The 26631-nt window shown below is 58.2% G+C and carries 29 protein-coding genes; 15 read left to right on the forward strand and 14 right to left on the reverse strand.

Annotated elements, in window-relative coordinates; all coding sequences use genetic code 11:
- Positions 1 to 316 precede the first annotated feature (316 nt).
- The gene (locus ENTCL_RS03910) at positions 317 to 2452 is read left to right on the forward strand and encodes an ornithine decarboxylase (RefSeq protein WP_013364807.1); all 2136 of its coding nucleotides are present in this window, start codon (positions 317 to 319) and stop codon (positions 2450 to 2452) included.
- Positions 2453 to 2483: 31 nt separating this feature from the next.
- Here the strand turns inward: ENTCL_RS03910 and ENTCL_RS03915 are convergent, their stop codons facing one another.
- Positions 2484 to 3170 carry a response regulator gene (locus tag ENTCL_RS03915; RefSeq protein ID WP_013364808.1) on the reverse strand — a complete coding sequence of 229 codons (687 nt, stop codon included), beginning with the start codon at positions 3168 to 3170 and terminating at the stop codon, positions 2484 to 2486.
- Complete coding sequence (locus ENTCL_RS03920) at positions 3155 to 4774, reverse strand: ATP-binding protein (protein ID WP_044612059.1); 1620 nt, start codon at positions 4772 to 4774, stop codon at positions 3155 to 3157. The genes ENTCL_RS03915 and ENTCL_RS03920 overlap by 16 nt, the downstream gene beginning before the upstream one ends.
- Positions 4775 to 5066: 292 nt before the next feature.
- Here ENTCL_RS03920 and ENTCL_RS03925 point away from each other — a divergent pair, with 292 nt between their 5' ends.
- Genes ENTCL_RS03925 through citG form a run of 8 tightly spaced genes read left to right on the forward strand, consistent with a single transcriptional unit; the run spans position 5067 to position 12392 of the window.
- Positions 5067 to 6437: a 2-hydroxycarboxylate transporter family protein gene (locus ENTCL_RS03925; RefSeq protein ID WP_013364810.1), complete on the forward strand. Its 1371-nt coding sequence runs from the start codon at positions 5067 to 5069 to the stop codon at positions 6435 to 6437.
- Between the two features lie 21 nt (positions 6438 to 6458).
- Complete coding sequence (locus tag ENTCL_RS03930; protein ID WP_013364811.1) at positions 6459 to 7322, forward strand: fumarylacetoacetate hydrolase family protein; 864 nt, start codon at positions 6459 to 6461, stop codon at positions 7320 to 7322.
- 12 nt (positions 7323 to 7334) lie between these two features.
- Complete coding sequence (citC, locus tag ENTCL_RS03935) at positions 7335 to 8360, forward strand: [citrate (pro-3S)-lyase] ligase (RefSeq protein ID WP_013364812.1); 1026 nt, start codon at positions 7335 to 7337, stop codon at positions 8358 to 8360.
- A gap of 15 nt (positions 8361 to 8375) precedes the next feature.
- Complete coding sequence (gene citD, locus ENTCL_RS03940) at positions 8376 to 8669, forward strand: citrate lyase acyl carrier protein (RefSeq protein ID WP_013364813.1); 294 nt, start codon at positions 8376 to 8378, stop codon at positions 8667 to 8669.
- Positions 8666 to 9541 carry a citrate (pro-3S)-lyase subunit beta gene (gene citE, locus ENTCL_RS03945; protein WP_013364814.1) on the forward strand — a complete coding sequence of 292 codons (876 nt, stop codon included), beginning with the start codon at positions 8666 to 8668 and terminating at the stop codon, positions 9539 to 9541. The genes citD and citE overlap by 4 nt, the downstream gene beginning before the upstream one ends.
- Before the next feature lie 10 nt (positions 9542 to 9551).
- Entirely contained in the window at positions 9552 to 11069 is a 1518-nt protein-coding gene (gene citF / locus ENTCL_RS03950; protein WP_013364815.1) for a citrate lyase subunit alpha, read from the forward strand.
- Between the two features lie 5 nt (positions 11070 to 11074).
- A complete protein-coding gene (gene citX, locus ENTCL_RS03955; protein ID WP_013364816.1) occupies positions 11075 to 11614 on the forward strand; it encodes a citrate lyase holo-[acyl-carrier protein] synthase in 540 nt (179 codons plus the stop codon).
- Positions 11592 to 12392: a triphosphoribosyl-dephospho-CoA synthase CitG gene (citG, locus tag ENTCL_RS03960; RefSeq protein WP_013364817.1), complete on the forward strand. Its 801-nt coding sequence runs from the start codon at positions 11592 to 11594 to the stop codon at positions 12390 to 12392. Before citX ends, citG begins: the two co-directional genes overlap by 23 nt.
- Positions 12393 to 12432: 40 nt before the next feature.
- On the opposite strand, the gene ENTCL_RS03965 is transcribed toward citG, so the two are convergent.
- From ENTCL_RS03965 to mutY, 4 genes are all read right to left on the reverse strand, one after another.
- Positions 12433 to 13689: a nucleoside permease gene (locus ENTCL_RS03965; protein ID WP_013364818.1), complete on the reverse strand. Its 1257-nt coding sequence runs from the start codon at positions 13687 to 13689 to the stop codon at positions 12433 to 12435.
- 239 nt (positions 13690 to 13928) lie between these two features.
- Positions 13929 to 15011, reverse strand: coding sequence for a membrane-bound lytic murein transglycosylase MltC (gene mltC / locus ENTCL_RS03970; protein WP_157865524.1), 1083 nt, complete (start codon positions 15009 to 15011; stop codon positions 13929 to 13931).
- 46 nt (positions 15012 to 15057) lie between these two features.
- Positions 15058 to 15333 carry an oxidative damage protection protein gene (locus ENTCL_RS03975; protein WP_013364820.1) on the reverse strand — a complete coding sequence of 92 codons (276 nt, stop codon included), beginning with the start codon at positions 15331 to 15333 and terminating at the stop codon, positions 15058 to 15060.
- Between the two features lie 28 nt (positions 15334 to 15361).
- Positions 15362 to 16414: an A/G-specific adenine glycosylase gene (gene mutY, locus ENTCL_RS03980; RefSeq protein ID WP_013364821.1), complete on the reverse strand. Its 1053-nt coding sequence runs from the start codon at positions 16412 to 16414 to the stop codon at positions 15362 to 15364.
- Positions 16415 to 16559: 145 nt separating this feature from the next.
- Here mutY and trmB point away from each other — a divergent pair, with 145 nt between their 5' ends.
- Genes trmB through ENTCL_RS03995 form a run of 3 tightly spaced genes read left to right on the forward strand, consistent with a single transcriptional unit; the run spans position 16560 to position 18379 of the window.
- Positions 16560 to 17279 (forward strand): tRNA (guanosine(46)-N7)-methyltransferase TrmB, encoded by a 720-nt coding sequence (gene trmB / locus ENTCL_RS03985; RefSeq protein ID WP_013364822.1) that lies wholly within the window; start codon positions 16560 to 16562, stop codon positions 17277 to 17279.
- Positions 17279 to 17605 (forward strand): YggL family protein, encoded by a 327-nt coding sequence (locus ENTCL_RS03990; protein ID WP_013364823.1) that lies wholly within the window; start codon positions 17279 to 17281, stop codon positions 17603 to 17605. Before trmB ends, ENTCL_RS03990 begins: the two co-directional genes overlap by 1 nt.
- A gap of 54 nt (positions 17606 to 17659) precedes the next feature.
- A complete protein-coding gene (locus tag ENTCL_RS03995; RefSeq protein ID WP_013364824.1) occupies positions 17660 to 18379 on the forward strand; it encodes a YggN family protein in 720 nt (239 codons plus the stop codon).
- 76 nt (positions 18380 to 18455) lie between these two features.
- On the opposite strand, the gene ENTCL_RS04000 is transcribed toward ENTCL_RS03995, so the two are convergent.
- On the reverse strand, positions 18456 to 18818 hold the full coding sequence (locus ENTCL_RS04000) for an endonuclease domain-containing protein (RefSeq protein WP_013364825.1): 363 nt from the start codon (positions 18816 to 18818) through the stop codon (positions 18456 to 18458).
- Positions 18819 to 19080: 262 nt separating this feature from the next.
- On the opposite strand from ENTCL_RS04000, the gene ansB reads away from it, so the two are divergent.
- Positions 19081 to 20127 carry an L-asparaginase 2 gene (ansB, locus tag ENTCL_RS04005; RefSeq protein ID WP_013364826.1) on the forward strand — a complete coding sequence of 349 codons (1047 nt, stop codon included), beginning with the start codon at positions 19081 to 19083 and terminating at the stop codon, positions 20125 to 20127.
- 47 nt (positions 20128 to 20174) lie between these two features.
- Here the strand turns inward: ansB and hemW are convergent, their stop codons facing one another.
- From hemW to ENTCL_RS04030, 5 genes are read right to left on the reverse strand one after another with little or no spacing between them, the layout of a single operon-like run.
- Positions 20175 to 21308 (reverse strand): radical SAM family heme chaperone HemW, encoded by a 1134-nt coding sequence (hemW, locus tag ENTCL_RS04010; RefSeq protein ID WP_013364827.1) that lies wholly within the window; start codon positions 21306 to 21308, stop codon positions 20175 to 20177.
- A gap of 3 nt (positions 21309 to 21311) precedes the next feature.
- Positions 21312 to 21905: an XTP/dITP diphosphatase gene (locus tag ENTCL_RS04015; RefSeq protein WP_013364828.1), complete on the reverse strand. Its 594-nt coding sequence runs from the start codon at positions 21903 to 21905 to the stop codon at positions 21312 to 21314.
- Between the two features lie 8 nt (positions 21906 to 21913).
- Positions 21914 to 22204 (reverse strand): DUF167 family protein YggU, encoded by a 291-nt coding sequence (gene yggU / locus ENTCL_RS04020; RefSeq protein ID WP_013364829.1) that lies wholly within the window; start codon positions 22202 to 22204, stop codon positions 21914 to 21916.
- Positions 22201 to 22767 (reverse strand): YggT family protein, encoded by a 567-nt coding sequence (locus ENTCL_RS04025; protein ID WP_013364830.1) that lies wholly within the window; start codon positions 22765 to 22767, stop codon positions 22201 to 22203. The genes yggU and ENTCL_RS04025 overlap by 4 nt, the downstream gene beginning before the upstream one ends.
- 18 nt (positions 22768 to 22785) lie before the next feature.
- The gene (locus tag ENTCL_RS04030) at positions 22786 to 23490 is read right to left on the reverse strand and encodes a YggS family pyridoxal phosphate-dependent enzyme (protein ID WP_044612060.1); all 705 of its coding nucleotides are present in this window, start codon (positions 23488 to 23490) and stop codon (positions 22786 to 22788) included.
- 15 nt (positions 23491 to 23505) lie between these two features.
- On the opposite strand from ENTCL_RS04030, the gene ENTCL_RS04035 reads away from it, so the two are divergent.
- On the forward strand, positions 23506 to 24486 hold the full coding sequence (locus tag ENTCL_RS04035) for a type IV pilus twitching motility protein PilT (protein WP_013364832.1): 981 nt from the start codon (positions 23506 to 23508) through the stop codon (positions 24484 to 24486).
- Between the two features lie 410 nt (positions 24487 to 24896).
- Entirely contained in the window at positions 24897 to 25550 is a 654-nt protein-coding gene (locus ENTCL_RS04040) for a LuxR C-terminal-related transcriptional regulator (protein WP_013364833.1), read from the forward strand.
- Positions 25551 to 25590: 40 nt separating this feature from the next.
- On the opposite strand, the gene ruvX is transcribed toward ENTCL_RS04040, so the two are convergent.
- Both ruvX and ENTCL_RS04050 read right to left on the reverse strand, forming a co-directional pair.
- On the reverse strand, positions 25591 to 26007 hold the full coding sequence (gene ruvX / locus ENTCL_RS04045) for a Holliday junction resolvase RuvX (protein WP_013364834.1): 417 nt from the start codon (positions 26005 to 26007) through the stop codon (positions 25591 to 25593).
- Positions 26007 to 26570 (reverse strand): YqgE/AlgH family protein, encoded by a 564-nt coding sequence (locus ENTCL_RS04050; protein WP_044611886.1) that lies wholly within the window; start codon positions 26568 to 26570, stop codon positions 26007 to 26009. The genes ruvX and ENTCL_RS04050 overlap by 1 nt, the downstream gene beginning before the upstream one ends.
- Positions 26571 to 26631: the final 61 nt, after the last annotated feature.

Here is a 26631-nt window from a genome sequence, read left to right on the forward strand (position 1 = left end):
GGGGAATGGTGCCATGATTGCGCGAATTTTCTCCTTTCCATACCTAGGGTCGCCAGTATGTTTGATTCTGTAAAGCATCCGCTGCACGCGTTCGCGATATCGCAAAGGCGCCCCTGCATCATACCTTCATCCGCCGTTCGCATCATGCGGTGAGGGTCACGTACGCTCACTGCCGGACAACAGTAAGACCAGACGCGTTCTGTTTTTACTGATGTCTTGCGGTCGGAGCTGGTCACCAGTCGGACCCTGACAGTTTGTGGGCGAGGTCATTACCTGGCCCGGGCCTTTTACTCTCCCGAATCGGGTATTCGCGCTTATGAAATTAATGCACATTGCCGCCAGCCTGGAGCTGGTTTCCCGTCTGTCCACCCATCGCCAGGTGGTGGCGCTGGACGGTACCGATTTTACCGATGTGGCGGCAGTCGTCATTACCGTTGCGGACAGCCGCAGCGGCATTCTGGCCTTACTGAAACGCACCGGTTTTAACCTGCCGGTATTCGTGGTATCGCAAGAGGATATCGAAACCCCGGACGGCGTCGAGGCGGTCATTAGCGGCAGCGTCCAGCAGTGGCTGGAGGTGGAAGCGGCGGCAACCCGCTATGAGGAAAAGCTGCTGCCGCCGTTTTTCGACACGCTGACCCGGTATGTTGAGATGGGCAACAGCACCTTTGCCTGTCCGGGCCATCAGCACGGCGCCTTCTTTAAAAAACACCCCGCCGGGCGCCAGTTTTTTGATTTCTTCGGGGAGAATATTTTCCGCGCCGATATGTGTAACGCCGACGTCAGGCTTGGCGATTTGCTGATCCACGAGGGCGCGGCTAAGCACGCGCAGAAACATGCCGCCAAAGTGTTCAACGCCGACAAAACCTGGTTTGTGCTGAACGGCACCTCGGCGGCGAATAAGGTCGTGACCAACGCGCTGCTGACGCGCGGCGACCTGGTGCTGTTCGATCGCAACAATCATAAATCCAACCACCACGGGGCGCTGATTCAGGCCGGGGCGACGCCGGTGTATCTGGAGGCCGCGCGCAACCCGTTTGGCTTTATCGGCGGCATTGACGAGCACTGCTTCGATGAGAAATACCTGCGGGAGCTTATCGGTGAGGTGGCGCCGCAGCGGGCGAATGAGCCCCGGCCGTTTCGCCTGGCGGTGATCCAGCTAGGCACCTATGACGGCACGGTGTACAACGCGCGCCAGGTCGTCGACAAAATCGGCCACCTGTGCGATTACATCCTGTTTGATTCGGCGTGGGTAGGATACGAGCAGTTTATCCCGATGATGGCGGACTGCTCGCCGCTGCTGCTCGATCTTAACGAAAACGATCCGGGGATCTTCGTCACCCAGTCGGTGCATAAGCAGCAGGCGGGTTTCTCACAGACCTCGCAGATCCACAAAAAAGATAACCACATCCGCGGCCAGGCGCGTTTTTGTCCCTATAAGCGGCTGAATAACGCGTATATGCTGCACGCCTCGACCAGCCCGTTTTACCCGCTGTTTGCCGCGCTGGACGTCAACGCCAAAATTCACGAAGGGGAGAGCGGCCGCCGCCTGTGGGCCGAATGCGTGACGCTGGGCATTGAGGCGCGCAAGGCGATCGTCGCCAGCTGCAGGATGATTAAACCCTTTATCCCGCCGGTGGTGGCCGGGCGGCCGTGGCAGGATCATCCAACCGAGATCATTGCCCGCGAACGGCGCTTCTTTAGCTTTGCGCCGGGCGAGCGCTGGCACGGTTTTGCGGGGTACGCGCAGGATCAGTATTTTGTCGATCCCTGCAAGCTGCTGCTGACCACGCCCGGGATCGACGGCGATACCGGGGAGTACACCGGTTTCGGTATTCCGGCGACCATTCTGGCGCACTACCTGCGCGAAAACGGCATCGTGCCGGAGAAGTGCGATCTGAACTCGATCCTCTTCCTGCTGACGCCTGCCGAAAGCGCGGAGAAGATGGCGCAGCTGGTGGCGATGCTCGGGCGCTTCGAACAGCATATCGAAGACGACACGCCGCTTGCCGAGGTGCTGCCGACGGTCTACCACAAATATCCGGTACGCTACCGCGACTACACCCTGCGCCAGCTGTGTCAGGAGATGCACAACCTCTACGCCAGCTTTGACGTAAAGAGCCTGCAAAAGGCGATGTTCCGCAGGGCCAGCCTGCCGCAGGTGGTGATGAACCCGCAGGATGCCAATATCGCGTTTATTCGCGGCGACGTCGAGCTGGTGCGCCTGAGCGACGCCGAAGGCCGCATCGCCGCCGAAGGCGCGCTGCCGTACCCGCCTGGGGTGCTGTGCGTGGTGCCAGGCGAGGTCTGGGGCGGGGCGGTCCAGCGCTATTTTCTCGCGCTGGAGGAGGGCGTCAATCTGCTGCCGGGCTTTTCGCCGGAGCTACAGGGCGTCTACAGCGAGAAGGACGCCGACGGCATCATGCGGCTGTACGGCTACGTGCTGAAGTAATCTTTCTGCGACCCTCTCTTCCCGGAGAGGGTCAGGCCCGCTTATACAGCCGTCGCGGATGGCCAATCTTGCCGTACAGCATCTCTACCTGTAAAAAACCGCTCTCCACGCAGTGCTCCAGATAGCGGCGGGCGGTGGTTTTGCTCAGGCCGGTTTCGCTGACCACCTCATCGACCGAAAAGCAGTAGTCGCCGCGTTCCTGGAACAGCGCCTGCACCAGCGTCAGGGTTTTTTCCTCAATGCCTTTGCTGCCGTTGTCCTGACGGTAGTTTTTCGCCTGCAGCTGGTAGAGCGAGTCGACGTTCTGCTGGTCGACAATCTTCCACTCCCGCTGCTGGTCGTGGAACTGCACGAAGCGCTCCAGCGACTGGCTAAGACGCTTCCAGGAAACGGGTTTGAGGATATAGTCGAACGCGCCGTTGCGAATGGCCTGGCTACAGGTATCCATATCGCTTGCCGCGGTGATAAAAATCACCGAGCAGTTAGCGCGGCTCAGCAGCGGGTTGCTAAGCATGGTAATACCTTTGCCGTCAGGCAGATAGTTATCCAGCAACACCAGCTGCGGCTGTTTGTCGTTCAGCAGCGTCTGGGCCTGGGCGAGCGAGGAGGCAATGCCAACAAGCCGCAGGCGCGGGTGTTTCTGGATAAGTTCCGCGTGGAGCGCCGCCAGCTCGTTCTCATCTTCAACGATGGCGACATCAATTAATGCTGGTTGCATAGTTCATCTCTCGCTGGAGGGTTTACCGGTATAAATACGGAAAAAATAGCGCCGCGCGGGGCGTTGTCGGCCACCTCGATGGTGCCGCCCGCCTGCGTGACGTAGCTGTCGATAAGATACAGCCCAATGCCGTGATCGCCATGGGTTTTTGTCGTGACGCCGCGTTCAAATATATGCTCGCGGATCGCGGGCGAGATGCCGATGCCGCGATCGGCCACTTCGATGATCAGCTCGCGCTCGTTCAGCAGGATCAACACTTCGACCGGATCGTGCGGCAGCGGCGCGCGCTGGGTCGCCTCAATGGCGTTATCCAGCAGGTTGCCGATGATGGAAATAGCGTCGGACTCCGCCAGCTCCGGCATTGGTTTATCCATCCCGCAGGCCGGGTCGAACACCAGCTCAACGCCTTTCTCCCGCGCCCGCGCCGCTTTGCCGAGCAGCAGGCCGCACAGCGTCGGCGAGTTAAAGCGCGAGGAGAGGAAATCGAGCAGCTCCTGCGCGTGTTCGGACTGCGCCTGAATATAGCGAATGGCCTCATCATAGCGCCCCATGTGCAGCAGTCCGGACAGGGTGGTCATGCGGTTAAGCTGCTCGTGGCGCATGATGCGCAGGTTATCGACGTAGCGTTTGACCTGGCTAAGCTGGGCGCTGAGCGAGTCAATTTCATTGCGGTCGCGGAAGGTGATTACCCATCCCTGCAGCGACTCTTCGAGCATGATCCGCACCCGGCTGGCGAGTACCGTACGCTGGTTGAAGTGGCACACCTGATCGTGGGTATCTTTTGCCAGCATCAGCTGCGGGTCGAAAAACGGTACCGGGGCGATAAGCTCGTGAAGGGACAGCCCGCGCAGCCGCCGCGTCGACTGGCTGAGGCCTAGCAGCTTGCGCGCCGCCTGGTTAATCACCTCGATGTTGAGGTTTTTATCGATGGCGATAACCCCCTCATAAATGGACTCCATCATCGCCTTCTGCTGGCGCACCAGCAGGCCGATTTCGCGCGGCTCCAGCGAGAAAATCTGTTTTTTAATGCTGCGGGTAAAAAACCACGAGAAGATAAACAGGGCGATCAGCAGCAGCACGGCGGCGATCAAAATATTGACCATCTTGTTCACGGTAATGGTATCCAGGTAACTGGTCAGATACCCCACCGACACGATGCCGATGACTTTACCATCATCGCTAAAAATAGGAACTTTGCTGCGCAGCGAAATGCCCAACCCGCCTTTGCGAATGGTGATGATGCTTTTCCCCGCCAGCACTTCCTCGTTGTCTCCGCCGACAAGCCGCGTGCCGACGCGGTTGGCAAAGGCCGAGTGGTACAGGTGCATGGCGTGGTCATCGCCAATAACAATAAAGCTGGCGTCACTGTGCTTTACCAGTTTTTGCATAAATGCATTGATGGCATTAATATCTTTAGCCTGCACCTGCTGGCGTAACGTCGGAATAAGCGCAATCTCTTCTGACTGTATTTTCGCCCGGGCGCTCATTTCCTGATAAAGCTGACGACCGACGTCGACATAATAATAACTGCCCAGCAGCGCAAACAGGATCGAGAAAAAAGCAACCAGCGATATAAACAGTTTTATCTGAAAAGAGAGCTTCATCATCAGTACGCGCATAGCCAGGACCAACGCGCACTGTACCATCATTTCCAGTCCCGGCGCGGGTTTTGACAAAAACTTGTGATCTTTTGCACACCCGTTTGCGGCCCGGCGGCGTGTGGAATAAAAACCATAAAAACCACGCTAATAAATAAGGCGTTTATCACAATTAATAATACAAACCATAAAAACCATAGGGACCATTAAAACTTCGGTTCTAATATGGATTTCCTCACATAACGTACGTCTATGGTCCTTTACGCTTACCGTGCAAAATAACTAAGGGGCTTAATAAATGAGCACGACTGATGATTCTTTCTCTGTTACCCACGATCCGATAAATATCCAGAAAACATCGCTGAAGGAAAAGTGGTGGCACATTATGGACACCTGGAAAGTCGGTATTATTCCTCTGCCGCTGTTCCTGCTGGCGGGGGCGCTCATCGCGATTGACTGTCTGGGCGGCAAGCTGCCGAGCGACATTGTGGTGATGGTCGCGACGCTGGCGTTTTTTGGTTTTGCCTGCGGCGAATTCGGTAAGCGTCTGCCGGTGGTCGGCAAGCTCGGCGCGGCGGCGATTTGCGCCACCTTTATCCCGTCGGCGCTGGTGTACTACGGCCTGCTGCCGGACGTGGTGGTGGAGTCCACCACCAAGTTCTATAAATCCACCAACATTCTGTATCTCTACATCTGCTGCATCATCGTCGGCAGCATCATGAGCATGAACCGCACCACGCTGATTCAGGGCTTTCTGCGCATTTTCTTCCCGATGCTGTGCGGCGAAATCGTCGGCATGCTGGTGGGAATGGGCGTCGGCATGGCGCTGGGGCTGGAGCCGTTCCAGATCTTCTTCTTTATCATTCTGCCGATCATGGCGGGGGGCGTTGGCGAAGGGGCTATCCCGTTGTCCATCGGCTACGCCGCGCTGCTGCATATGGACCAGGGCGTTGCGCTGGGCCGCGTACTGCCGATGGTGATGCTGGGCAGCCTGACGGCGATCGTCATCTCCGGCTGCCTGAACCAGCTCGGCAAACGCTACCCGCACCTGACCGGCGAAGGCCAACTGATGCCGGATCGCGGCAACGGCAACGGCACCGAAAGCGCCGCGCTGAGCGCGCCGTCCTCCGGCAAAGCGGACGTCACCACCATCGCTTCCGGAGCGCTGCTGGCGGTGCTGCTGTATATGCTCGGTATGCTCGGCTACAAGCTGATTGGGCTGCCTGCGCCGGTCGGCATGCTGTTTATCGCGGTGTTTATCAAGCTGGTGCACGGCGTTTCTCCGCGCCTGCTGGAAGGCTCTCAGGTGGTGTACAAATTCTTCCAGACCTCAGTGACCTATCCGATCCTCTTCGCGGTTGGCGTGGCCATCACCCCGTGGAATGAGCTGGTCGCCGCCTTCACGGTGAGCAACCTGCTGGTGATTATCAGCACCGTCTCTGCGCTGGTGGCGACCGGCTTTTTCGTCGGCAAAAAAATCGGTATGCACCCGATTGATGTCGCCATCGTCTCCTGCTGCCAGAGCGGGCAGGGCGGAACCGGCGATGTGGCGATTCTGACCGCGGGCAACCGTATGAGCCTGATGCCGTTCGCCCAGATTGCGACCCGCATCGGCGGGGCGATTAACGTTTCGCTCGCGCTGCTTTTTCTTGGCAATTTCCTTGTTTGATTGATGTATTCAGGAACGATTATGAAACTCGCAAGTTTTATCCACCAGGGCAAGCGCAGCTACGGCGTCGTCACCGCCGCAGGTGTGATTGATTTAGGCCGGCGCCTGGGCTCCCGCTACCCCGACCTGAAGGCGCTGCTGGCGGCGAACGCACTGGCGCAGGCCAGCCGGTACGCCGCTGAGCAGGCTGATTTCAGGACCGAAGAGCTGGAGTTTTTGCCGGTGATTGAGCACCCGGAGAAGATCCTCTGTGTGGGCATGAACTATGCCGAAAAGCGCAAAGAGTTCGATCAGCACAACCCGGCGCCGACGCTGTTCATCCGCTTCCCGGATTCGCAGACCGGCCATAACGCGCCGGTGCTCAAGCCGCGACACTCGCGGGAGTTTGACTATGAGGGCGAGCTCGCGGTGATCATCGGCAGGCGCGGGGAGAATATCTCCCGCGACCGCGCGCTGTCGCACGTGGCGGGCTACAGCTGTTACATGGACGGTTCGGCGCGCGACTGGCAGCACAGCTGGTTTACCGCCGGGAAAAACTGGCGGCAGACCGGGGCGTTTGGGCCCTGGATGACCACGGCGGATGAAATTCCCGATCCGCACAGCCTGGCCATCCGCACCTGGCTTAACGGCCGCATGGTGCAGGAGGACACCACCGCCAGCATGATCCACAAGGTGGCGGAGCTTATCGAGTACATCAGCACCTTCACGCGTCTGAACGCCGGCGATGTGATAATCACCGGCTCTCCGGGCGGCGTCGGGAAAAAACGCAATCCGCCGCTGTTCATGCAGGCCGGGGATCGCATTGAGGTTGAGATTGAGGGGATCGGTCATCTCAGCAATGTGATTATGGACGCCCCAGCGCACGCGCTGACGGCGGCGCATTAAGCGGAAAGCGCAATGACGATGCAACAGGCCATCGATTTTCGGGTCACCGACGTGCTTCGCCATCCGCAGCGGATGAGTCAGATCCGCTATCTGCTGGCGGACAGCGGCCTTGGGATGGACGGCGACATTCGCTGGGTGGTGGAAGCCCGCCTCGGCGAACAGCTGGTGGGCTGCGCCGGGCTTGCCGCCAACGTCATCAAGTGCGTGGCGGTGGATGAGCGGCTGCGCGGTGAAAACCTGAGCGCGCGCCTGCTGGCCGAAGTCGAAAACCTCGGGCTGTCGCAGGGGCATTTTCACCTGTTTTTATGCACGCGTCCGGCAAACCGCGAGCGCTTTACGCGCTGCGGTTTCTGGCCGATTGCCCACAGCGGCGATAACGCGGTGCTGATGGAGAATACCCCGCAGGGCATTCACCGTTACTGCCGCGGCCTGCGCACGCTGCGCAAACCCGGCGAAAGGATTGGCGCTATCGTGATGAACGCCAATCCTTTCACCCTCGGGCATCGTCATCTGGTGGAGCATGCCGCGAACGCCTGCGACTGGCTGCACCTGTTTATCGTGCGGGAAGACGCCTCGTTTATTGCGTTTCGCGACCGGCTGACGATGGTGAAACAGGGCATTGCCCACCTGCCGAACGTCACGCTGCATGAAGGGTCCTCCTACATCATTTCGCGGGCGACCTTCCCGGCTTATTTCCTCAAAGAGACGGGGCTGGTGCAGCGGGCGTGGAGCGAAATCGACGTGCTGATTTTTCGCGACTACATCGCGCCTGCGCTCGGCGTGACCCACCGCTTTATCGGGTCTGAGCCGTTTTGCGACATCACCAGCCAGTACAACCAGACCATGCACGCGCTGTTGGCGGCGCAGATTACCGTAGAAGAGATCCCGCGGGCGAAGGCTGCCGGCCAGGCGATCTCCGCATCAGAAGTAAGACGACTGCTTAAAACACAACAGTTTTCCCGGATTCGGGAAATCGTACCGGAAACCACCTTTGCGCATCTGGCTGCCCGGTATGCCGACTGCGCCGAGGTGGCTTAACACCAGGACACGTTTATGAAGATTGTAAAGGAAGCGCTGGCGGGCACCATGGAGTCCAGCGACTTGATGGTTAAGATTGCCCCCGCCGACGGCGAGCTTGAAATAACCCTCCACAGTGAAGTGATCAAGCAGTTTGGCGACCAGATTCGCCAGGTGGTAGAGGAGACGCTACGCGCCATGGACATCCGCGAAGGGCTGATAATGATTGATGACAAAGGGGCGCTGGACTGCGTGATTCGCGCCCGATTGCAGAGCGCTATTTTGCGCGCCGCCGACGTCCGCGATATCGACTGGGGGAAACTGCAATGAAAAAACTCCGTCGCAGTATGCTGTTCCTGCCGGGCGCCAATGCCGCCATGCTCTCCACCGCGTTTATCTACCGCCCTGACTCCATCATGTTTGACCTGGAAGACGCCGTGGCGCTGCGCGAGAAAGACACCGCCCGCCTGCTGGTCTTCCATGCGCTTCAGCATCCGATGTATCAGGATATCGAAACCGTCGTACGTATTAACCCGCTGAATACGCCGTTTGGCCTGGCCGATCTCGAGGCGGTGGTGCGCGCCGGTGTGGACGTGGTGCGCCTGCCGAAAACCGATACCCCGGACGATATTTACGAGCTGGAGGGCCATCTGGCCCGAATTGAGGCCGAGTGCGGACGCGAACCCGGCTCTACCAAAGTGATGGCGGCGATTGAGTCGGCGATTGGCGTGATTAATGCGGTGGCGATTGCCCGCAGCTCGCCGCGGCTCATCGGCATTGCGCTGGCGGCGTTTGACTACGTGATGGACATGCAGACCGAGCGCGGTGACGGCACTGAGCTGTTCTACGCCCGCTGCGCCGTGCTGCACGCCGCCCGCGCCGCCGGGATCGACGCTTTCGACGTAGTGTGGTCGGACGTTAACGACGAAGCCGGCTTCCTGAAAGAGGTCGCGCTGATTCGCAAAATGGGCTTCAACGGCAAGTCGCTTATCAACCCAAGGCAGATCGATCTGCTGCACAACGCCTATGCGCCGACGCAGCAGGAGGTGGATCACGCGCGCAGGGTGATTGAGGCCGCCGAAGAGGGCGAGCGTAACGGTCTGGGCGTGGTATCGCTCAACGGTAAGATGGTCGATGCGCCGATCATTAATCATGCGCAGATGGTGCTGGAACGTGCGGCCGCGTCCGGCGTACGTCGATAAGGACAGAACAATGAATCAGACAGAACTTCTTCACCGCCAGTTTTCCCATTTGCGCGACCTCAAACCGTTTGATACCGCGCACAGCGCCACGCCGTGGCTGAGCGAGCCGGACAGCAGGCTGCACCGTAAAATGTGCCAGTCGCTGCAGGAGGCCATTGAGCGCAGCGGGCTGCAGGACGGGATGACCATCTCGTTTCACCATGCGTTTCGCGAAGGCGACCGGGTGATTAACCGCGTAGTGGCGCAGCTGGCCGATATGGGCTTCAAAAACCTGACGCTGGCCTCCAGCTCGCTGATGACCTGCAACGATGCGCTGATTGAGCACATCCGCAGCGGCGTGATCCGCCGTATTTATACCTCCGGGATGCGCGGCAAGCTGGCGGAGGCTATTTCTCACGGGCTGATGGACGAACCGGTGCAAATCCACTCCCACGGCGGCCGCGTCAAGCTGCTGCAGGACGGCGAGCTGAGCATCGACGTGGCGTTTCTCGGCGTGCCGTGCAGCGATGAGTTCGGTAACGCCAACGGCACCGGTGGCCACGCCAGCTGCGGCTCTCTCGGCTACGCGATGGTCGATGCCCAGTTCGCCCGCAAGGTGGTGCTGCTCACCGAAACGCTGGTGCCTTATCCCAATATGCCCGCAAGCCTGGTGCAGGATCAGGTGGATTATGTGGTGCAGGTGGAAAGCGTTGGCGACCCGGCGAAAATCAGCGTTGGCGCCGCCCGCGTCACCAGCAACCCGCGCGAGCTGATGATCGCCCGCGACGCCGCTGACGTCATTGAGCATTCCGGCTATTTCCGCAACGGCTTCTCGATGCAGACCGGCTCCGGCGCGGCGGCCACCGCCTGCACGCGCTTTATGGAAGAGAAAATGGAGCGCAACGGCGTGAAGGCGCGCTTTGCGCTCGGCGGCATCACCGGAGGCCTGGTCTCTCTCCATGAGAAAGGGCTGATTGAAAAGCTGCTCGATACCCAGTGCTTTGACGGCGAGGCGGCGGCATCGCTGGCGCGCAATCCGAACCACGTTGAGATCTCCACCAACGTGTACGCGAACCCCGGCAGCAAGGCGGCCTGCTGCGACCGCCTCGACGTGGTTATCCTCAGCGCGCTGGAGATAGATGTGGATTTCAACGTTAACGTCATCACCGGCTCCGACGGCGTGATGCGCGGCGCGTCCGGCGGGCACTGCGACGTGGCCGCCGCCGCCAACCTGACCATCGTGGTGGCGCCGCTGCTGCGCAGCCGTATTCCGACGGTGGTTAAACGGGTCACCACCCGCCTGACGCCGGGAGAAAGCATCGACGTGCTGGTCACCGACCACGGCATCGCGGTTAACCCGGCGCGCCCGGAAATTCGCCAGCGCCTGGAAAATGCCGGGCTGAACGTGGTGGATATTAACGCGCTGTACGAGCGCGCCATTTCCCTGACCGGCGTGCCTAAACCCATTGAGTTTACTGACAAAATTGTAGGCGTGATCCGCTACCGCGACGGTAGCGTGATCGATGTGGTTCATCAGGTAAAGGAATAGTCATCATGACAACACAGACACCCGCCAGGCCGGGTGTCAGTCTTGACGCGCTGCTGGCGGCGAAAGACCGCCGGGCGCTGCGTCAGGCTGACTGGCTGAAGCATTACCAGCAACCGGTGATTTCACTGACGCTGGTCACCCCCGGCGAAATGAAGGACAGCATCCGCTATCGCAATACGATGGGCGTGGCGCTACAGGCCTGCGACCAGCTGCTGTGGCAACACCGCTGGCAGGTGCTGGACCGCCAGGTGCTATGGCTGCCGACCGGCCCGGAGGCGATGTGGTGCGTGGCGCACCCGGCGGCGGAGATTAAGGCCCACAGCGCGGCGCTGGAACAGACCCATCCGCTCGGGCGGCTGTGGGACATCGATGTGATTTGTCCGCAGAACGGGCCCGTCGGCCGCCAGTCGCTGGGCGGCAGCCAGCGCCGCTGCCTGCTGTGCGATGAGCCCGCGCACGCCTGTTCCCGCTCGCGCCGCCATCCGCAGGCGCAGGTGATCGCCCGCGTGGAGAAGCTGATCGATGACTGGTTTGCTCGCGACTAAACCGCGCCGGGTTGATATTCCCGCGCTGGCGCAGGAGGCGCTGTGGCAGGAGCTGGAGCTGACGCCAAAGCCCGGGCTGGTGGATAAGCTTAACAACGGCTCGCATCGCGATATGGATCATGCGCTCTTTGCCCGCAGCATTGCGGCGATCGCGCCGTGGTTCTCGCGCTTCGCGGAGCTGGGCGCCGAACATGCGGCAAAAGACGCCAGCGAACAGTTGCGCCTGCTGCGCCCGATGGGCATCGCCTGCGAGCAGGCGATGTATGCCGCGACCGGCGGAGTGAACACTCACAAGGGCGGGATCTTCGCGCTGGGGCTGCTCTGCTTTGCCGCCGGACGGGTGCGGGAGGTGACGGCGCAAAGCCTTTGCCAGGAGGTGAGCGCGATGTGCCAGGGGCTGGTGACGCGCGAGCTTGCGGCGCGCGGCGGCGCGGCAACGGCGGGGGAGCGTCAGTTCCGACAGTTCGGCCTGACCGGCGCCCGCGGCGAAGCCGAGAGCGGTTTTGCGACGGTGCGGCGCGTCCTGCCGCACTGGAACCGTCACCAGCTGCACGAGACGCTGCTGCGGCTGATAGCGGTGAACCCGGACAGCAATCTGGTCTCACGCGGCGGTATGGACGGTTTGCGCTATGCGCAGCGGTACGCGCGTCAGCTGCTGGTTAACGGCTGGGACCGCGAGGCGCTGGAGATGATGGACCGCGCGCTTATCGCGAGGAATCTGAGCCCTGGCGGAAGCGCGGATTTACTTTCGGTGGCGTGGGTGCTGGGGGAGTGCTGACAGCACTCTCTCCCGGGAGGGAGAGAGTGAGGAGGACACATCAGTGCGCGATGGTCTGCGCGCCGGCGGCCGTCGGGACATGTTTGTATTTGAACAGCGCGATGAAAGCGAAGGCCAGTACCAGCGAGTAGCCGGCGAAAATCAGCCATACGCTATGCCAGTCGGTGATGCCGTCGGCGGTGTAGATCTCAACCACTTTACCGCTCGCAATACCGCCGAGGATACAGCCGAAGCCGTTGGTCATCATCAGGAACATCCCCTGGGCGCTGGCGCGGATTTCCGGTCTCACCTCTTTTTCCACAAATACCGAACCGGAAATGTTGAAGAAGTCGAAGGCGCAGCCGTAGACGATCATCGACAGCACCAGCAGCACGGTGCCGAACGGGGTCGGGTCGCCCCAGGCGAACAGACCGAAGCGCAGCATCCACGCGAAGATACTGATCAGCATGACGTTCTTGATGCCGTAGCGGCTTAAGAAGAACGGGATGGTGAGGATGAACAGGGTTTCGGAGATTTGTGAAATCGACATCATCACCGACGCGTGCTGCACGATAAAGCTGCTGGCGAACAGCGGGTCTTTATCGAAACTGTGCAGGAAGGTGTTACCGAACATGTTGGTGATCTGCAGCTCGGCGCCCAGCATCATGGAGAAAATGAAGAAGATAGCCATGCGTTTGTTTTTGAACAGCGCGAAGGCGTCCAGGCCGAGCATTTCGCTCCAGCTCTGTTTCTCTCTTTGGTTAGAGACCGGAATATGCGGCAGGGTCAGGGTAAACAGCGCCAGCACCAGGGAGAGCGCTGCACCGATGTAGAGCTGCATATGGCTCAGTTCGAAACCGGCGAAGCTGACGGTCCACATCGCGATGATAAAGCCGATGGTGCCCCAGATACGGATTGGCGGGAAGTCCGTCACGATCTCCATACCCGCGGATTTCAGGCGATAGTAGGAGATAGTGTTCACCAGGCCGAGCGTTGGCATATAGGCCAGCGAGTTCAGCAGGATTATCATGAACATCGCCCCGGGCGTGGTGACTTCCGCCGCCATAAACAGCGTACCGGCGCCCACCAGGTGGCAGAAGGCGTACACCCATTTCGCGCTGATCCATTTATCGGCGACGATCCCGAGCAGCGTCGGCATGAAAACGGCGGCAATACCCAGAGAGCTGTACACGGCGCCAATCGATGCGCCGTCGAATTTGAGCGTTACGAACATATAGGAGCCCAGCGTAGTCAGCCAGCTCCCCCATAAGCAGAACTGCAGGAACGACAAGATTTTAAGCTGCAGTTTAAGGTTCATGTTAATTTCCTCACAAGGGATGGGGGGATATGTTGTTATTAAAACATTTATGGTTGTGATTTGATGCGATTCTATCGATCGCGGGCGAGACGTTTTGTTACCTTCCGCAAAAAAATGCAATCAATGTTTTTTTGCAGAGCTAATTAGTGACGCAGTTAACGTTTTGTTGTGAGGAGAGCGGCTGCGCGTTTCCCCCTCACTCCCGCGAAGCCGCGAGCGTGAGGGGGGAAGCGAAGGGGTTACTTACGGCGATAGCCTTTCTGCGCGGTGTTGACCTTATACAGGTAGCGCCGGGATTCCGAAGACGGATGACGGGTGGTCAACGTCTGGTAGACATCGCCTGGCGCCATACTGTTGATGATGTTCGCCGCCTGGACTTTATCATCGGCAAAAACGCGCAGCACGCTGCCGGCGCCGCCGTTGTAGGCGGTGATTACCGCATAGCGGCGCGAGGTCGGGTTATCAATACCGGACAGATAGACGTTGTTAAGCATCGCCAGGTAGGCGGTGCCGGTGTCGATATTGCTCGCCGGATCGAACAGGAAGCTGCGGCTTGGCGTTCCGGATTTACCCTGTGAGCGGTACACGTCGCGACCGGCGCTGTGCTGGACTACCTGCATCAGGCCGAGCGCGTCCGCGTTGCTGACCGCGTACGGGTTGAACGACGATTCGGTCTGCATAATCGCCAGGATCAGCGACTCGTCGACGCCGTACTTGTGCGACGCCTGACGCACCATGCCGATGTATTTATGCGCACGCTTATCGAGGTGGTTCGGCACCAGATTAATGGTGACGCTATAAATGATATGCAGGCCGTTGTTGCGGCTTTGCAGGCGGTTTTTCAGCAGCCAGTCGGCATAGTTAGACGCCCGGCCCTGCCAGCGGATGGGCTGCCCGGTGTTATCCACCACCTGGCCGTACAGGAAGGGCTCTTTGGAAATCTGAATGTCGTCGGCGTCGGAGTAGAGATCGACCGAGCTCGGGTCATCGCCCATCAGCAGCGTTTTGATGATGGTCTGGCGCAGGCGGCCCGTTGGGTCCGTCCCGGCGATGGTCTCAACGGTGATGGTACCCTCGTCGAAGTTGATGTGGCTGCGCGTCTGGTACTGGTCGGTATATTTCACATAGTCTTTCGGCCCGGCGACCAGAACTTCCTTGTACCCCCAAATGTTTTCAATATTATGGGCAAACTGCCCCATCAAAATGTCAAAGCCGTTGGTGTCCTTGTCCCACTCTTCGTTATAGGCAGCGCCTTTTTTATTCGAGCTGGAACACGAAATGAGCAACGGCGCAATCAGAGCTAGCGCTAAAAATTTTTTCATCATTCCGGGAGTGCGTGTTGTGTTGTTATAAAGGGTCCGCAGACCCTTATTGTTTTTCTGGCGGCGTGTAGCCTTCGATGTGTACGTCTTTACCTTCAAACAGGAAGCTTATCATCTCCTGCTCCAGCAGCTTACGGTGCTCAACGTTCATCATGTTGAGCTTCTTCTCGTTGATCAGCATGGTTTGCTTATGCTGCCACTGCGCCCAGGCTTCCTTGGAGATTTCGTTATAGATGCGTTTGCCGAGCTCGCCCGGATAAAGCTGGAAATCCTGGCCCTCAGCATCGCGCTGCAGGAAGGTACAAAAAATGGTTCTGCTCATTATCAATCCTCTTCTTTGGCCGGAGCGTTTACGCCAGCGCTCCGGCGCGTAACTGCTGTAACAGGCGCTCCACGGGAGCCGCCAAACCGACGGACGGCGGCTGGGCTAAGTTATACCAGAGAGCGCCGCCTTCATCCATGCATGCGGCGCTGGAGTGCACGGTAAGCCACATCGGAACGATATCCAGATGGAAGTGGCTGAATGTATGGCGAAAGGCGGTAAGCTGGGTCAGATTATCGGCCTTTATCTGGCGCTGCGCCAGCCACTCGCGCAGCGCCGCTTCATCGGCGAACTGCGGGAAGCAAAACAGCCCGCCCCACAGACCGCTGGGCGGACGCTGAAGGAGCAGCACGTCGTTATCCTGCTGCATTAGCAGAAAATAGCCGCTGCGTTCCGGCAGGGTCTGCTTTGGTTTCTTGCCGGGATACTGCGCCCAGCTGCTGCTGGCTTTGGCTTCACAACCGTTGCCGAGAGGGCAGAGCTCGCACTTTGGTTTTGAACGGGTGCAGACCATCGCACCAAGATCCATCATCGCCTGGTTAAAGCGTTCAACGCCTTTTGCCGGGGTGACCGCTTCGCTTATCTGCCACAGGCGGTTTTCCACCTCTTTTTTCCCCGGCCAGCCGCCGACGGCATAGCAGCGCGCCAGCACGCGCTTGACGTTGCCGTCGAGGATGGGGAAATGCTGACCGAGCGAGAGCGAAAGAATCGCGCCCGCGGTGGAGCGCCCGACGCCCGGCAGCGCGGCGACCTCATCAAACGTTTCCGGGAACTGCCCATTGTGCAGCGTGGCGACCTGCTGCGCCGCCTTATGCAGATTACGCGCCCGCGCGTAGTAGCCGAGGCCGGTCCACAGGTGCAGCACCTCGTCGAGCGGCGCGTTGGCGAGGTCGGTCACCGTCGGGAAACGCGCCATAAAGCGTTCAAAATAGGGGATAACCGTGGCGACCTGCGTCTGTTGCAACATCACCTCAGAGAGCCATACTTTGTAAGGCGTCTTCTCTATTTGCCAGGGGAGGGTCTTACGCCCATATTTGTCGTACCAGTCCAGCACCTGGGCTGAAAATTCTGAGGGTTGCATGGTCACCGCTTCGCATTGACTAAGGACGCAGATTGCAGCACAGCGACCCCATCGTGTAAACAGGATCTTTCCCATGCTTGCATAGTATCTTTAACTTTGGATAATGCCCGTTTCCCGAACAATCAAACAAGCAGACTGAATTTTTATGATTAACGACGTCATCTCACCGGAATTTGATGAAAACGGCCGCCCGCTGCGCCGTATTCGTAGCTTCGTCCGCCGCCAGGGCCGCCTGACCAAAGGGCAGCAGCACGCGCTGGACCATTACTGGCCGGTGATGGGCGTTGAGTTCAGCGAGCAGCCGGTCGATTTCGCGGCGCTGTTTGGCCGTGCTGCGCCCATTACCCTGGAAATCGGGTTTGGCATGGGCGCCTCGCTGGTCACGATGGCGAAGGCGAACCCGGAACAGAATTTCCTCGGTATTGAAGTGCATTCCCCGGGCGTCGGCGCCTGCCTCTCCTCCGCCCATGAAGAGGGCGTGGAAAACCTGCGCGTGATGTGTCACGACGCAGTCGAAGTGCTGCACACCATGATTGCGGATAATTCCCTTAACATGGTGCAACTCTTTTTCCCTGACCCATGGCACAAAGCGCGTCATAATAAACGCCGTATCGTTCAGGCGCCGTTTGCCGAACTGGTAAAAAGCAAGCTCAAGCTGGGCGGCGTATTCCACATGGCGACCGACTGGGAAGCGTATGCGGAGCATATGCTGGAAGTGATGTCCTCTCTGGACGGTTATAAAAACCTCTCTGAGAGCAATGACTATGTACCGCGTCCGGATTCGCGTCCGGTCACCAAATTTGAACAGCGTGGCCATCGTCTTGGCCACGGCGTATGGGACTTAATGTTCGAGAGGGTAAAATAATGGCGAAGAACCGTAGCCGTCGTCTGCGTAAGAAAATGCATATCGACGAATTCCAGGAATTAGGATTTTCGGTCGCGTGGCGTTTCCCGGAAGGTACCAGCGAAGAGCAGATCGATAAAACCGTTGATGAGTTTATCAATGAGGTAATTGAGCCGAACAAGCTGGCGTTTGACGGCAGCGGCTATCTGGCATGGGAAGGTCTTATCTGCATGCAGGAAATTGGCAAATGCACCGAAGAGCATCAGGCCGCCGTGCGCAAGTGGCTCGAAGACCGCCAGTTCGGCGATGTTCGTCTGAGCGAACTTTTTGACGTCTGGTGGGACTAAGTACGCACAAGGGGCCAGCAAATGCTGGCCCGTTTTGTCTTTACAGGAGTAACTATGATGCGCAAAACGCTGCTGGCGGCGGCTCTTTCCGTAACGGCATTCGCGGCACAGGCGGACTATCAGTGCAGCGTCACCCCGCGTGACGATGTGATCCTCAAGCCGCAAACCGTCCAGGTTAAAGGAGAGAACGGCGACCTGGTTATCACGCCGGATGGCAACGTGACCTATAACGGCAAGCAGTACACGCTCAGCGCGGCTCAGCGCGAGCAGGCGAAAGATTATCAGACCGATCTGCGAAGCGCGCTGCCGTGGATTGACGAGGGCGCGCGTTCCCGCGTCGAGAAGGGGCGTGTGGCGCTGGATAAGATAATCACCGAGCAGGTAGGCGCCAGCAGCAATATGCACGGCCGTCTGACCAAACTCGACGCTCAGCTTAAAGAGCAGATGAACCGCATTATCGAGCATCGTTCCGATGGCCTGACGTTCCACTACAAGGGCGTCGACCAGGTTCGCGCCGACGGGCAGCAACTGGTGAATCAGGCGATGGGCGGCATCCTGCAGGACAGCATCAACGAGATGGGGGCGAAAGCCGTACTGAAAGGCGGCGGTAACCCGCTGCAGGGTATTTTAGGCAGCCTCGGCGGCCTGCAGACGGCCATTCAGGACGAATGGAAAAACCAGGAAGCGGATTTCCAGAAGTTTGGTAAAGACGTGTGCGGCCGCGTGACCGCCCTCGAACAGAGCCGCAAGGCGCTGGTGAGTGGGCTGAAGTAAGCTGACGGGGTTCCCCTCACCCTGGCCCTCTCCCTTTCAGGGAGAGGGGACTGGCTTGCAGTGCTCCCTCTCCCTTTCAGGGAGAGGGGCGGGGTGAGGGTAATCGCGCCTGCAAACTTTCATAAATCGTTAGCAATACGCCCTCTTCGTTTTCCCATAACTCATTATTCCAGAAACGTAAAACTCTCCAGCCTTGCTGGCTCAGCCACTGCGTGCGTCGGACATCATAACTCTGGTGTTCGCTGTGTTGCCCTCCATCAAGCTCAATGCAGAGCCTGGCCTCGCAGCAGGCAAAGTCGAGAATATAGCTACCCACCGGGTGCTGGCGCCGGAATTTACAATGCGCGAAACGCCGGCTGCGTAATAAATACCAAAGCCTGCGTTCTTCCTGGGTCAGTTCACGCCTGAGGCATCGTGCGTGTATTCGAATTTTTTCCATCCCCTTACTCTGCCAGACGCTCCTTTTCCCGCCAGCGCAAAAGATAAAAAATGGAATCCCGCTTCCAGCGATTTTATTCTCGATATGTATCAATTGTTCCAGAAATGATTTCAGGAATATATTGTCATTCCCTGCCGCTTTGGTATCCATCTCTAAAAATAGTAAATCTAAAAAGATATTTATCTGGTTAGTAGGCCGCCGTCACGTTATTCATCTTTGACGCTGGGATAATGCGACAAATTCACATAACTGGAGAAATAACATGGAGTTTTTTGGGAAAACGGCGCTTCTCACGGTAGTTATGGGGTTCAGCGGTGCGGCCCTCGCTTTGCCTCACGTCACTATTCTGGCAACCGGTGGGACCATTGCCGGGGGCGGTGATTCGGCAACGAAATCCAACTATACCGCCGGTAAAGTCGGCGTAGAGAATTTGGTTAACGCGGTGCCGCAGCTAAAAGAACTGGCGGTGGTGAAGGGCGAGCAGGTCGTTAATATCGGTTCGCAGGATATGAATGATCAGGTCTGGCTGACGCTGGCGAAGAAAATTAACGCCGACTGCGATAAGACCGATGGGTTTGTTATTACCCACGGTACCGACACCATGGAGGAAACCGCCTATTTCCTCGACCTGACGGTGAAATGTAATAAGCCGGTGGTGCTGGTTGGCGCAATGCGTCCGTCGACCTCCATGAGCGCCGATGGTCCGTTTAACCTCTATAACGCGGTCGCCGCTGCCGTTGACCCGCAGTCGGCCAACCGCGGGGTGATGGTCGTGATGAATGATACCGTGCTGGACGGGCGCGACGTCACCAAAACCAATACCACCGATGTTGCGACGTTCAAGTCCGTCAACTTTGGCCCGCTGGGCTATATCCATAACGGCAAAATTGATTATCAGCGCACCCCGGCGCGTAAGCACACTACCTCTACGCCGTTTGACGTATCGAAGCTGAGCGAGCTGCCGAAGGTGGGCATTATCTATAACTATGCCAATGCCTCCGACCTGCCGGCGAAAGCGCTGGTGGACGCCGGCTACGAAGGGATCGTCAGCGCCGGTGTCGGCAACGGTAACCTGTATAAGACCGTGTTCGATACCCTTGCGACCGCCGCGCATAAGGGCACCGTCGTGGTTCGCTCATCGCGCGTGCCGACAGGCTACACCACCCGCGATGCGGAAGTGGATGATGCGAAATATGGCTTTGTCGCCTCTGGTTCGCTGAACCCGCAAAAAGCCCGCGTGCTGCTGCAGCTGGCGCTGACCCAAACCAAAGATCCGAAGCAAATTCAGGAAATGTTTAACCAGTACTAATCCGTACGCTCGCCCTGGCCGTCCGGCCAGGGCATCACAAGAAGGGGTTACTCGGCGAGGAACAGTTCCAGAAGGGAATTCAGGAACAGCTTACCGTGCTCGGTAATTTGCCAGCACTGCGCGTCCTCAGTCAGATAGCCCTGCGCGATGGCTTCATCAAGCTGCCCGCGAATCACGCTTTCGCAAAGCCCGGTATAGCGCGCGAATTCGGCGCGCGGCGCGGGTTCCAGTAAACGAAAACGGTTCATAAAAAATTCAAACGGTTTGTCGGCATCGTCGACGTCGCGCTGGTTTTCCAGATACCGCCCCTGCATATAGCCGCGCGGGTGGCGCGTTTTGGTGGTACGCAGAATGCGCCCGTCCGGAAAGGTGATCTTGCCATGCGCGCCGCAGCCAATGCCCAGATAGTCGCCGAAGCGCCAGTAGTTCAGGTTGTGCTGGCACTGGAAACCCGGTTTCGCATACGCCGAGGTTTCATACTGCTGGTAGCCTGCTGCCGTCAGCAGCTGATGACCCTGCTCGAAGATGTCCCACAGCGCGTCGTCGTCCGGCAGCACCGGCGGTCGCGAGCCAAACAGCGTGTTCGGCTCAATGGTCAACTGATACCACGACAGGTGCGGCGGGTTAAGCGCAATGGCCTGGCGCAAATCATCCAGCGCCTCTTCCAGAGACTGGTCCGGCAGACCGTGCATTAAGTCGAGATTAAAGCTGCGAAGCCCAAGGCCGCTTGCCAGATTCGCCGCGCGTTTGGCTTCCTGCGGCCCGTGGATGCGCCCCAGACGCTTAAGCTTAGGCTCGCTGAAGCTCTGCACGCCTATCGAAATACGGTTCACGCCGGCGCGCTGGTAGTCGACAAAGCGATCGGCCTCCACGGTTCCCGGGTTGGCCTCCATGGTGATTTCCGCATCCGCCGCCAGGTTCAGGCGCGCGCGCACGCCGTCGAGCAGCGTCTGCATCGCCGCGCCCGACAGCAGGCTGGGCGTTCCGCCGCCGATGAAAATGCTCTTCACGTCACGTCCCTGCGCGTACGCCGTCTCGTTATCCAGATCGGCAAGCAGATGCTGGACGTAGTCGTCGTGCGGCACTTCGCCCTTCAGCGCGTGCGAGTTGAAGTCGCAGTACGGGCATTTCTGCACGCACCAGGGAATATGAATGTAGAGGCTCAGAGGCGGTTTGTGCATAAATCAGCCATTACGTAATGCGTTTAGTAACTGTTTCAGCGCCTGCCCGCGGTGCGAGATGGCGCTCTTTTCTTCACGGGTTAACTCGGCGGCGGTTTTACCTTCGCCCGGTACGTAGAAAATCGGGTCGTAGCCGAAGCCGCCGTTGCCGGAAGGGGCGTGGGTAATTACGCCAGGCCAGCGTCCGAGGCAGACGATCGGTGTGGGATCCTCCGCATGGCGCAGATAGACCAGCGCGCAGTGGAACTGCGCCTGGCGCTGCGCGTCGGGGACGTCTTTCAGCGCCACCAGCAGCTTCTCAAGGTTTTGCCGATCGGTGGCGTCAACGCCTGAATAGCGCGCGGAGTAGATCCCAGGCGCGCCGCCCAGCGCATCGACCGCCAGCCCAGAGTCGTCGGCAATGGCGGGCAGGCCGGTAATCTGCGCGGCGTGGCGCGCTTTCAGTATGGCGTTTTCGAGAAACGTCAGGCCGGTTTCTTCAGCGGATTCAACGTTCAGCTCGGTCTGGGCAACGACGTCCAGACCAAAATCGCTCAGCAGCGAGGCGAGCTCACGCACTTTACCGGCGTTACCGGTGGCGAGGACAACTTTTTGCATGGGATACCCTAATTCGTTAGCGCCGCGACGTTCGTCGGGATCTGGTGCGGATGAATAATTCTGACCTGCTTGTGGCGACCGAGCTCGCCTTTCTCGATTATCACCTGGCTTTTCGCCACGCGAAACTGTTTAGCGAGGAATTTGACCAGATGCGCGTTGGCCTGTCCGTCTACCGGCGGGGCGGTAATGGCGACTTTGAGTTCGTCGCCATGCAGCCCCACCAGGCTGTCGCGGCTGGCTTTCGGCTGAATATACAGCCGTAAGATAAGCCCGTCGCTACAGGTTTCGACAGCACTCATAGCGCCATCCACAGCCCCGGCAGCAGCATGTTGCCCGTGGCCTGTAGCAGTTCGGCGATGCCCATGTTAATCACGTACAGCAGCAGGACAAGGATCATCGGCGAGAAATCAATACCGCCCATTGACGGCAGCAGGTTGCGAATCGGGCGCAGCAGCGGATCGGCGAGCTGCATCAGCACAAACTCTACCGGGCTGCGGCCCTGGCTTACCCAGCTCATCACCGCCATCACCAGCAGCACCCAGAAAATCAGCAGGCCGATGGTTTTCAGCAGAATCAGAACGGCGGCAATCCAGATAATCGGCTGGAAGGTGATGACCATGAACAGCACGATAGCCTTGAGAACGCACAGGACGAACGCTACCAGCAGCGAGGAGCTGTCAATCGGCCCCATGGACGGAATAACGCGGCGCAGCGGCCCGACGACGGGCTGGGTCGCCTTCACCACAAACTGGGAGAAGGGGTTGTAAAAATCACAGCGCGCCCACTGCAGCCAGACGCGCAGCAGCATCACCATCGTGTACAGCTCAATGACCGTTGAGAGCAGGAAAGTCAACGTCTTCATGGCGTTCCTCAGTTTTCCTTATTGTTTTGTGTAATCGCGGGCACCGAAAATGGCGGTGCCAATGCGAACCATCGTGCTACCCGCCGCAATCGCGGCTTCCATATCATCAGACATGCCCAGAGAGAGCGTATCCACCGTGGCGTATTGCGCTTTCAGTCGCCCGAATGCTACCGCCATTCGCTGGGCTACCGCAAACTGCCTTACATATTCTGACTCTGGCGCCGGGATGGCCATTAACCCACGAAGCACCAGGCCGGGCAGCGCCGCCACTTCGGCGGCCAGTTCATCGACGGCCTCAGGGGGAATGCCGGACTTGCTGTCCTCATCGCTGATATTGACCTGAATCAGTACGTTAAGCGGCGCCATGTCCGCCGGACGCTGCTCGCTCAGGCGGCTGGCGATACGCAGCCTGTCGACGGTATGGCACCAGTCGAAGTGCTCGGCGACCAGACGGCTTTTGTTGGACTGCAGCGGGCCGATAAAGTGCCACTGCAGGCCCGTCGCTCCGGCCTGCTGGAAATGGCGGATTTTCTCCACCCCTTCCTGAACGTAGTTTTCGCCAAACGCGCGCTGACCTGCGGCGATGGCTTCTTCGACGGCGCTTACAGGTTTCGTTTTACTGACTGCAAGCAGCGTCACTTCTTCTGGAGCGCGGCCGCATTGTGCCGCGGCGGCTGAGATTTTATCCCGGACCTGTGCCAGGTTATGCGCAATGTCGTTCATTTTCAGGATGATCATATGGATATGCAGGAAATTGTGTCCCTTAGTGTAAAGCATAACGTTTCGGATCTACACCTGTGTAGTTGCATGCAGGCGCGCTGGCGGCGAGAAGGGCGTCTCGAGCCCGCGCCTTTTCCGTCGCCGGATCTCCCTATGCTGCTCGACGGCTGGCTTAATGCGGCGCAGCAGCGGCAGTGGCGCGAGGATCGCCAGGTGGATTTTGCCGTGGATGCCGGAGGCGGTCAGCGCCTTCGCGGCAATGCGTCCGTGCACTGTCGGGGCGTTTCGGTGGTTCTGCGCCTGCTGCCGGTCTCCTGCCCGCAGCTTTCGACGCTGGGGGCGCCTGCGGCGATCCCTTCGCTGCTCGACGCCGAGAGCGGGATTATTCTGGTGACCGGCGCGACCGGCAGCGGCAAGTCCACGACGCTTGCCGCGATGGTGGATTCTCTTAACCAGCAGCGGGACGGGCATATTCTCACGCTTGAAGATCCGGTGGAGTTTGTCCATCACAGCGCGCGGTGTCTGATTGAGCAACGGGAGGTGGGTTTGCACTGCGCGTCCTATGCCGCCGCGCTGCGAAGCGCATTGCGCCAGGACCCGGATGTTCTGCTGCTGGGAGAGCTGCGTGATGCTGAAACTATCCGTCTGGCGCTGACGGCGGCGGAAACCGGCCATCTGGTACTGGCGACCCTGCACACCCGCGGCGCGGCGCAGGCCGTGGAGCGGCTCATTGACAGCTTCCCTGCCGGGGAAAAAGAGACCGTCCGCAGCCAGCTTGCCGGTAGCCTGTGCGCGGTGCTGGCGCAGAAGCTGCTGCCCGGCAGGCTGGGGGGAAGGGTGGCGCTGTATGAGCTGCTGATCAACACCGCGGCGACCGCTAGCTTGATTCGCGAGGGGAAAACGCACCAGCTGGCAGGCGTGATGCAGACAGGGCAGCAGGCCGGGATGCAAACCTACGCCCAAAGCCATCAGCAGCGGATTGCCGAGGGAAAAATGTAACGTCAATTTTCCGGGGTGTGAAAAATACGAAATCCTGTCGGTAAGCTTTATACTTAATTAACGTTAATGTTATATTAATGTTGATATTAAGGCTGGCTAATGCAATCGGATATTTACGAATAATTACTCAGGACTATAATAACTGTTGAATAAACAACCTCTTTGATACATGTGTTGTGCATGTTCGTGTTATGCGTGAGATTATATTGTTGAATGCTAGAAAAAAAGGATGATTCTCTTTTGACACCTCTTGGGTATTCGTTCTATCCTGTTTGCGGAAATAGGATATTTCTCATGAAATAATGTTTCATTTTGTAAGATTTATTTTCAAATATTAATGTAAGTTGTTTGTGTTTTTTTGAACCATTTAATCGCCATGACGGTGAAATTCAACTACGGAGAGTTTTTAAATGTTTGATTCTTTAGAGAATGCAGGCGAGTCACGACAGCTATTTCTTATCACCCATCCTTCCGTTCAGGCAAATGCATTTGCTAGCTATCTGTCTGATATTCTTTCAGTTTCTGTTGATGTGCATAATATTAATAAGCCACTGGTGCAGCATGTCGCTCGCGGCACGGTGATCCTGTTTGATATCGCCGTGTCGAATAAAAAACTGAATGGGATCTGGCGGGATATTATTCAATCGCAGGTAGAGAATCCACGTTTGCTTATTATTAATAGTGAGCAAAAGTATGAGCTATACGAAATGGCGAAATGGCCTGCGCTGTATGGCGTATTCCGCCATGACGATGATGGATCGCGCTTAATTGAGGGCGTCAAGGCCGTGCTGAACGGCGAGCAGACGGCTGAATTGAGCGTGATGCACCCGGCGATGTATGCCGCGGAACAATCATCAGGCGAGGCTGAGAATATTCCGCTGACGGAGCGGGAGTGTGAGATCCTTAACGAATTACGCTGCGGCGCAACAAATATGGATATTGCGCGTGCGCTGTTCATTAGCGAAAACACGGTGCGTACGCATCTTTATAATGTTTTTCGTAAGTTAAGCGTTAAAAACCGCACCCAGGCGGTCAGCTGGGCGAACGAGAATCTGCGCCACTGATGGGGCGTTTTCCTCTCAGCCCTGCGGCTGAGAGGAATCTTTAGTAACCCTGCTCGAAATAACTTTCGAGGATAATGACCGCCGACGCCGAATCGACGCGGCCTTTGTTCAGCGCCCGGTAGCCGCCGTGTTCAAACAGCCCAGCGCGGGCTTCAACCGTACTTAACCGTTCGTCGTGCAGCTCAATTTTGACGCCAAAGCGGCCATGCAGCTTGTTGGCAAATTTGCGCGCGCGCGCGGTCAGCGGCTGCTCGGTGCCGTCCATATTCAGCGGCAGCCCGACGATAACCGCGTCCGGCTGCCACTCGGTTAAAATTTTCTCAACGGCGTTCCAGTCGGGGGTGCCGTCCTGGGCTTTTAGCGCGCTGAGCGGGCGGGCGGTGCCGGTAATGCGCTGCCCGACGGCAACGCCAATACTTTTGGTGCCAAAATCGAAGGCTATCAGCGTACCGCTCATCAGGCGTGCCCCGCGACGCCAGGCATCGTCTGGATATCAATACCGATAAGCTTTGCCGCGTCGCGCCAGCGGTCGGCGATCGGCGTTTTAAACAGAATATTCATGTCCGCAGGCGCGGTGAGCCAGGTGTTATCGAGGATCTCCTGCTCAAGCTGGCCCTTTTCCCAGGAGGCGTAACCAAGCGCGACCAGCACTTCAGAGGGCTGCCCGGCGGTACCGAGCGTTTCCAGTACGTCGCGGGAGGTGGTAATCACGGTGTTGTCGGAAATACGAATGCTGGAGGAAAACATCGCCGGAGGCGTATGCAGGATAAAGCCGCGATCCTCCGCCAGCGGGCCGCCAAGCATCACCGGTTTATCCAGTTTGATCGCCGGGTCGCGCGACTCTGGCGCGATCTTCAATTTTTCCAGAATCCCTTCAACCTTCAGATTTTCCATTGGTTTATTGATGATGATCCCCATTGCGCCATCGTCGTTATATTCACAAATGTAGACGACGGAGCGACGGAACATCGGATCCTGGAGAGCAGGCATGGCAATCAGAAAGTGGTGCTGTAAATTCATTGTCAGAGGTTCTGTTTCCTGGTTTAAAAAGCAGCACCCAGTATGCGGGGAAACCTGGGTG

This window comes from [Enterobacter] lignolyticus SCF1, from assembly GCF_000164865.1.
Taxonomy (GTDB): Bacteria; Pseudomonadota; Gammaproteobacteria; order Enterobacterales; family Enterobacteriaceae; genus Enterobacter_B; species Enterobacter_B lignolyticus.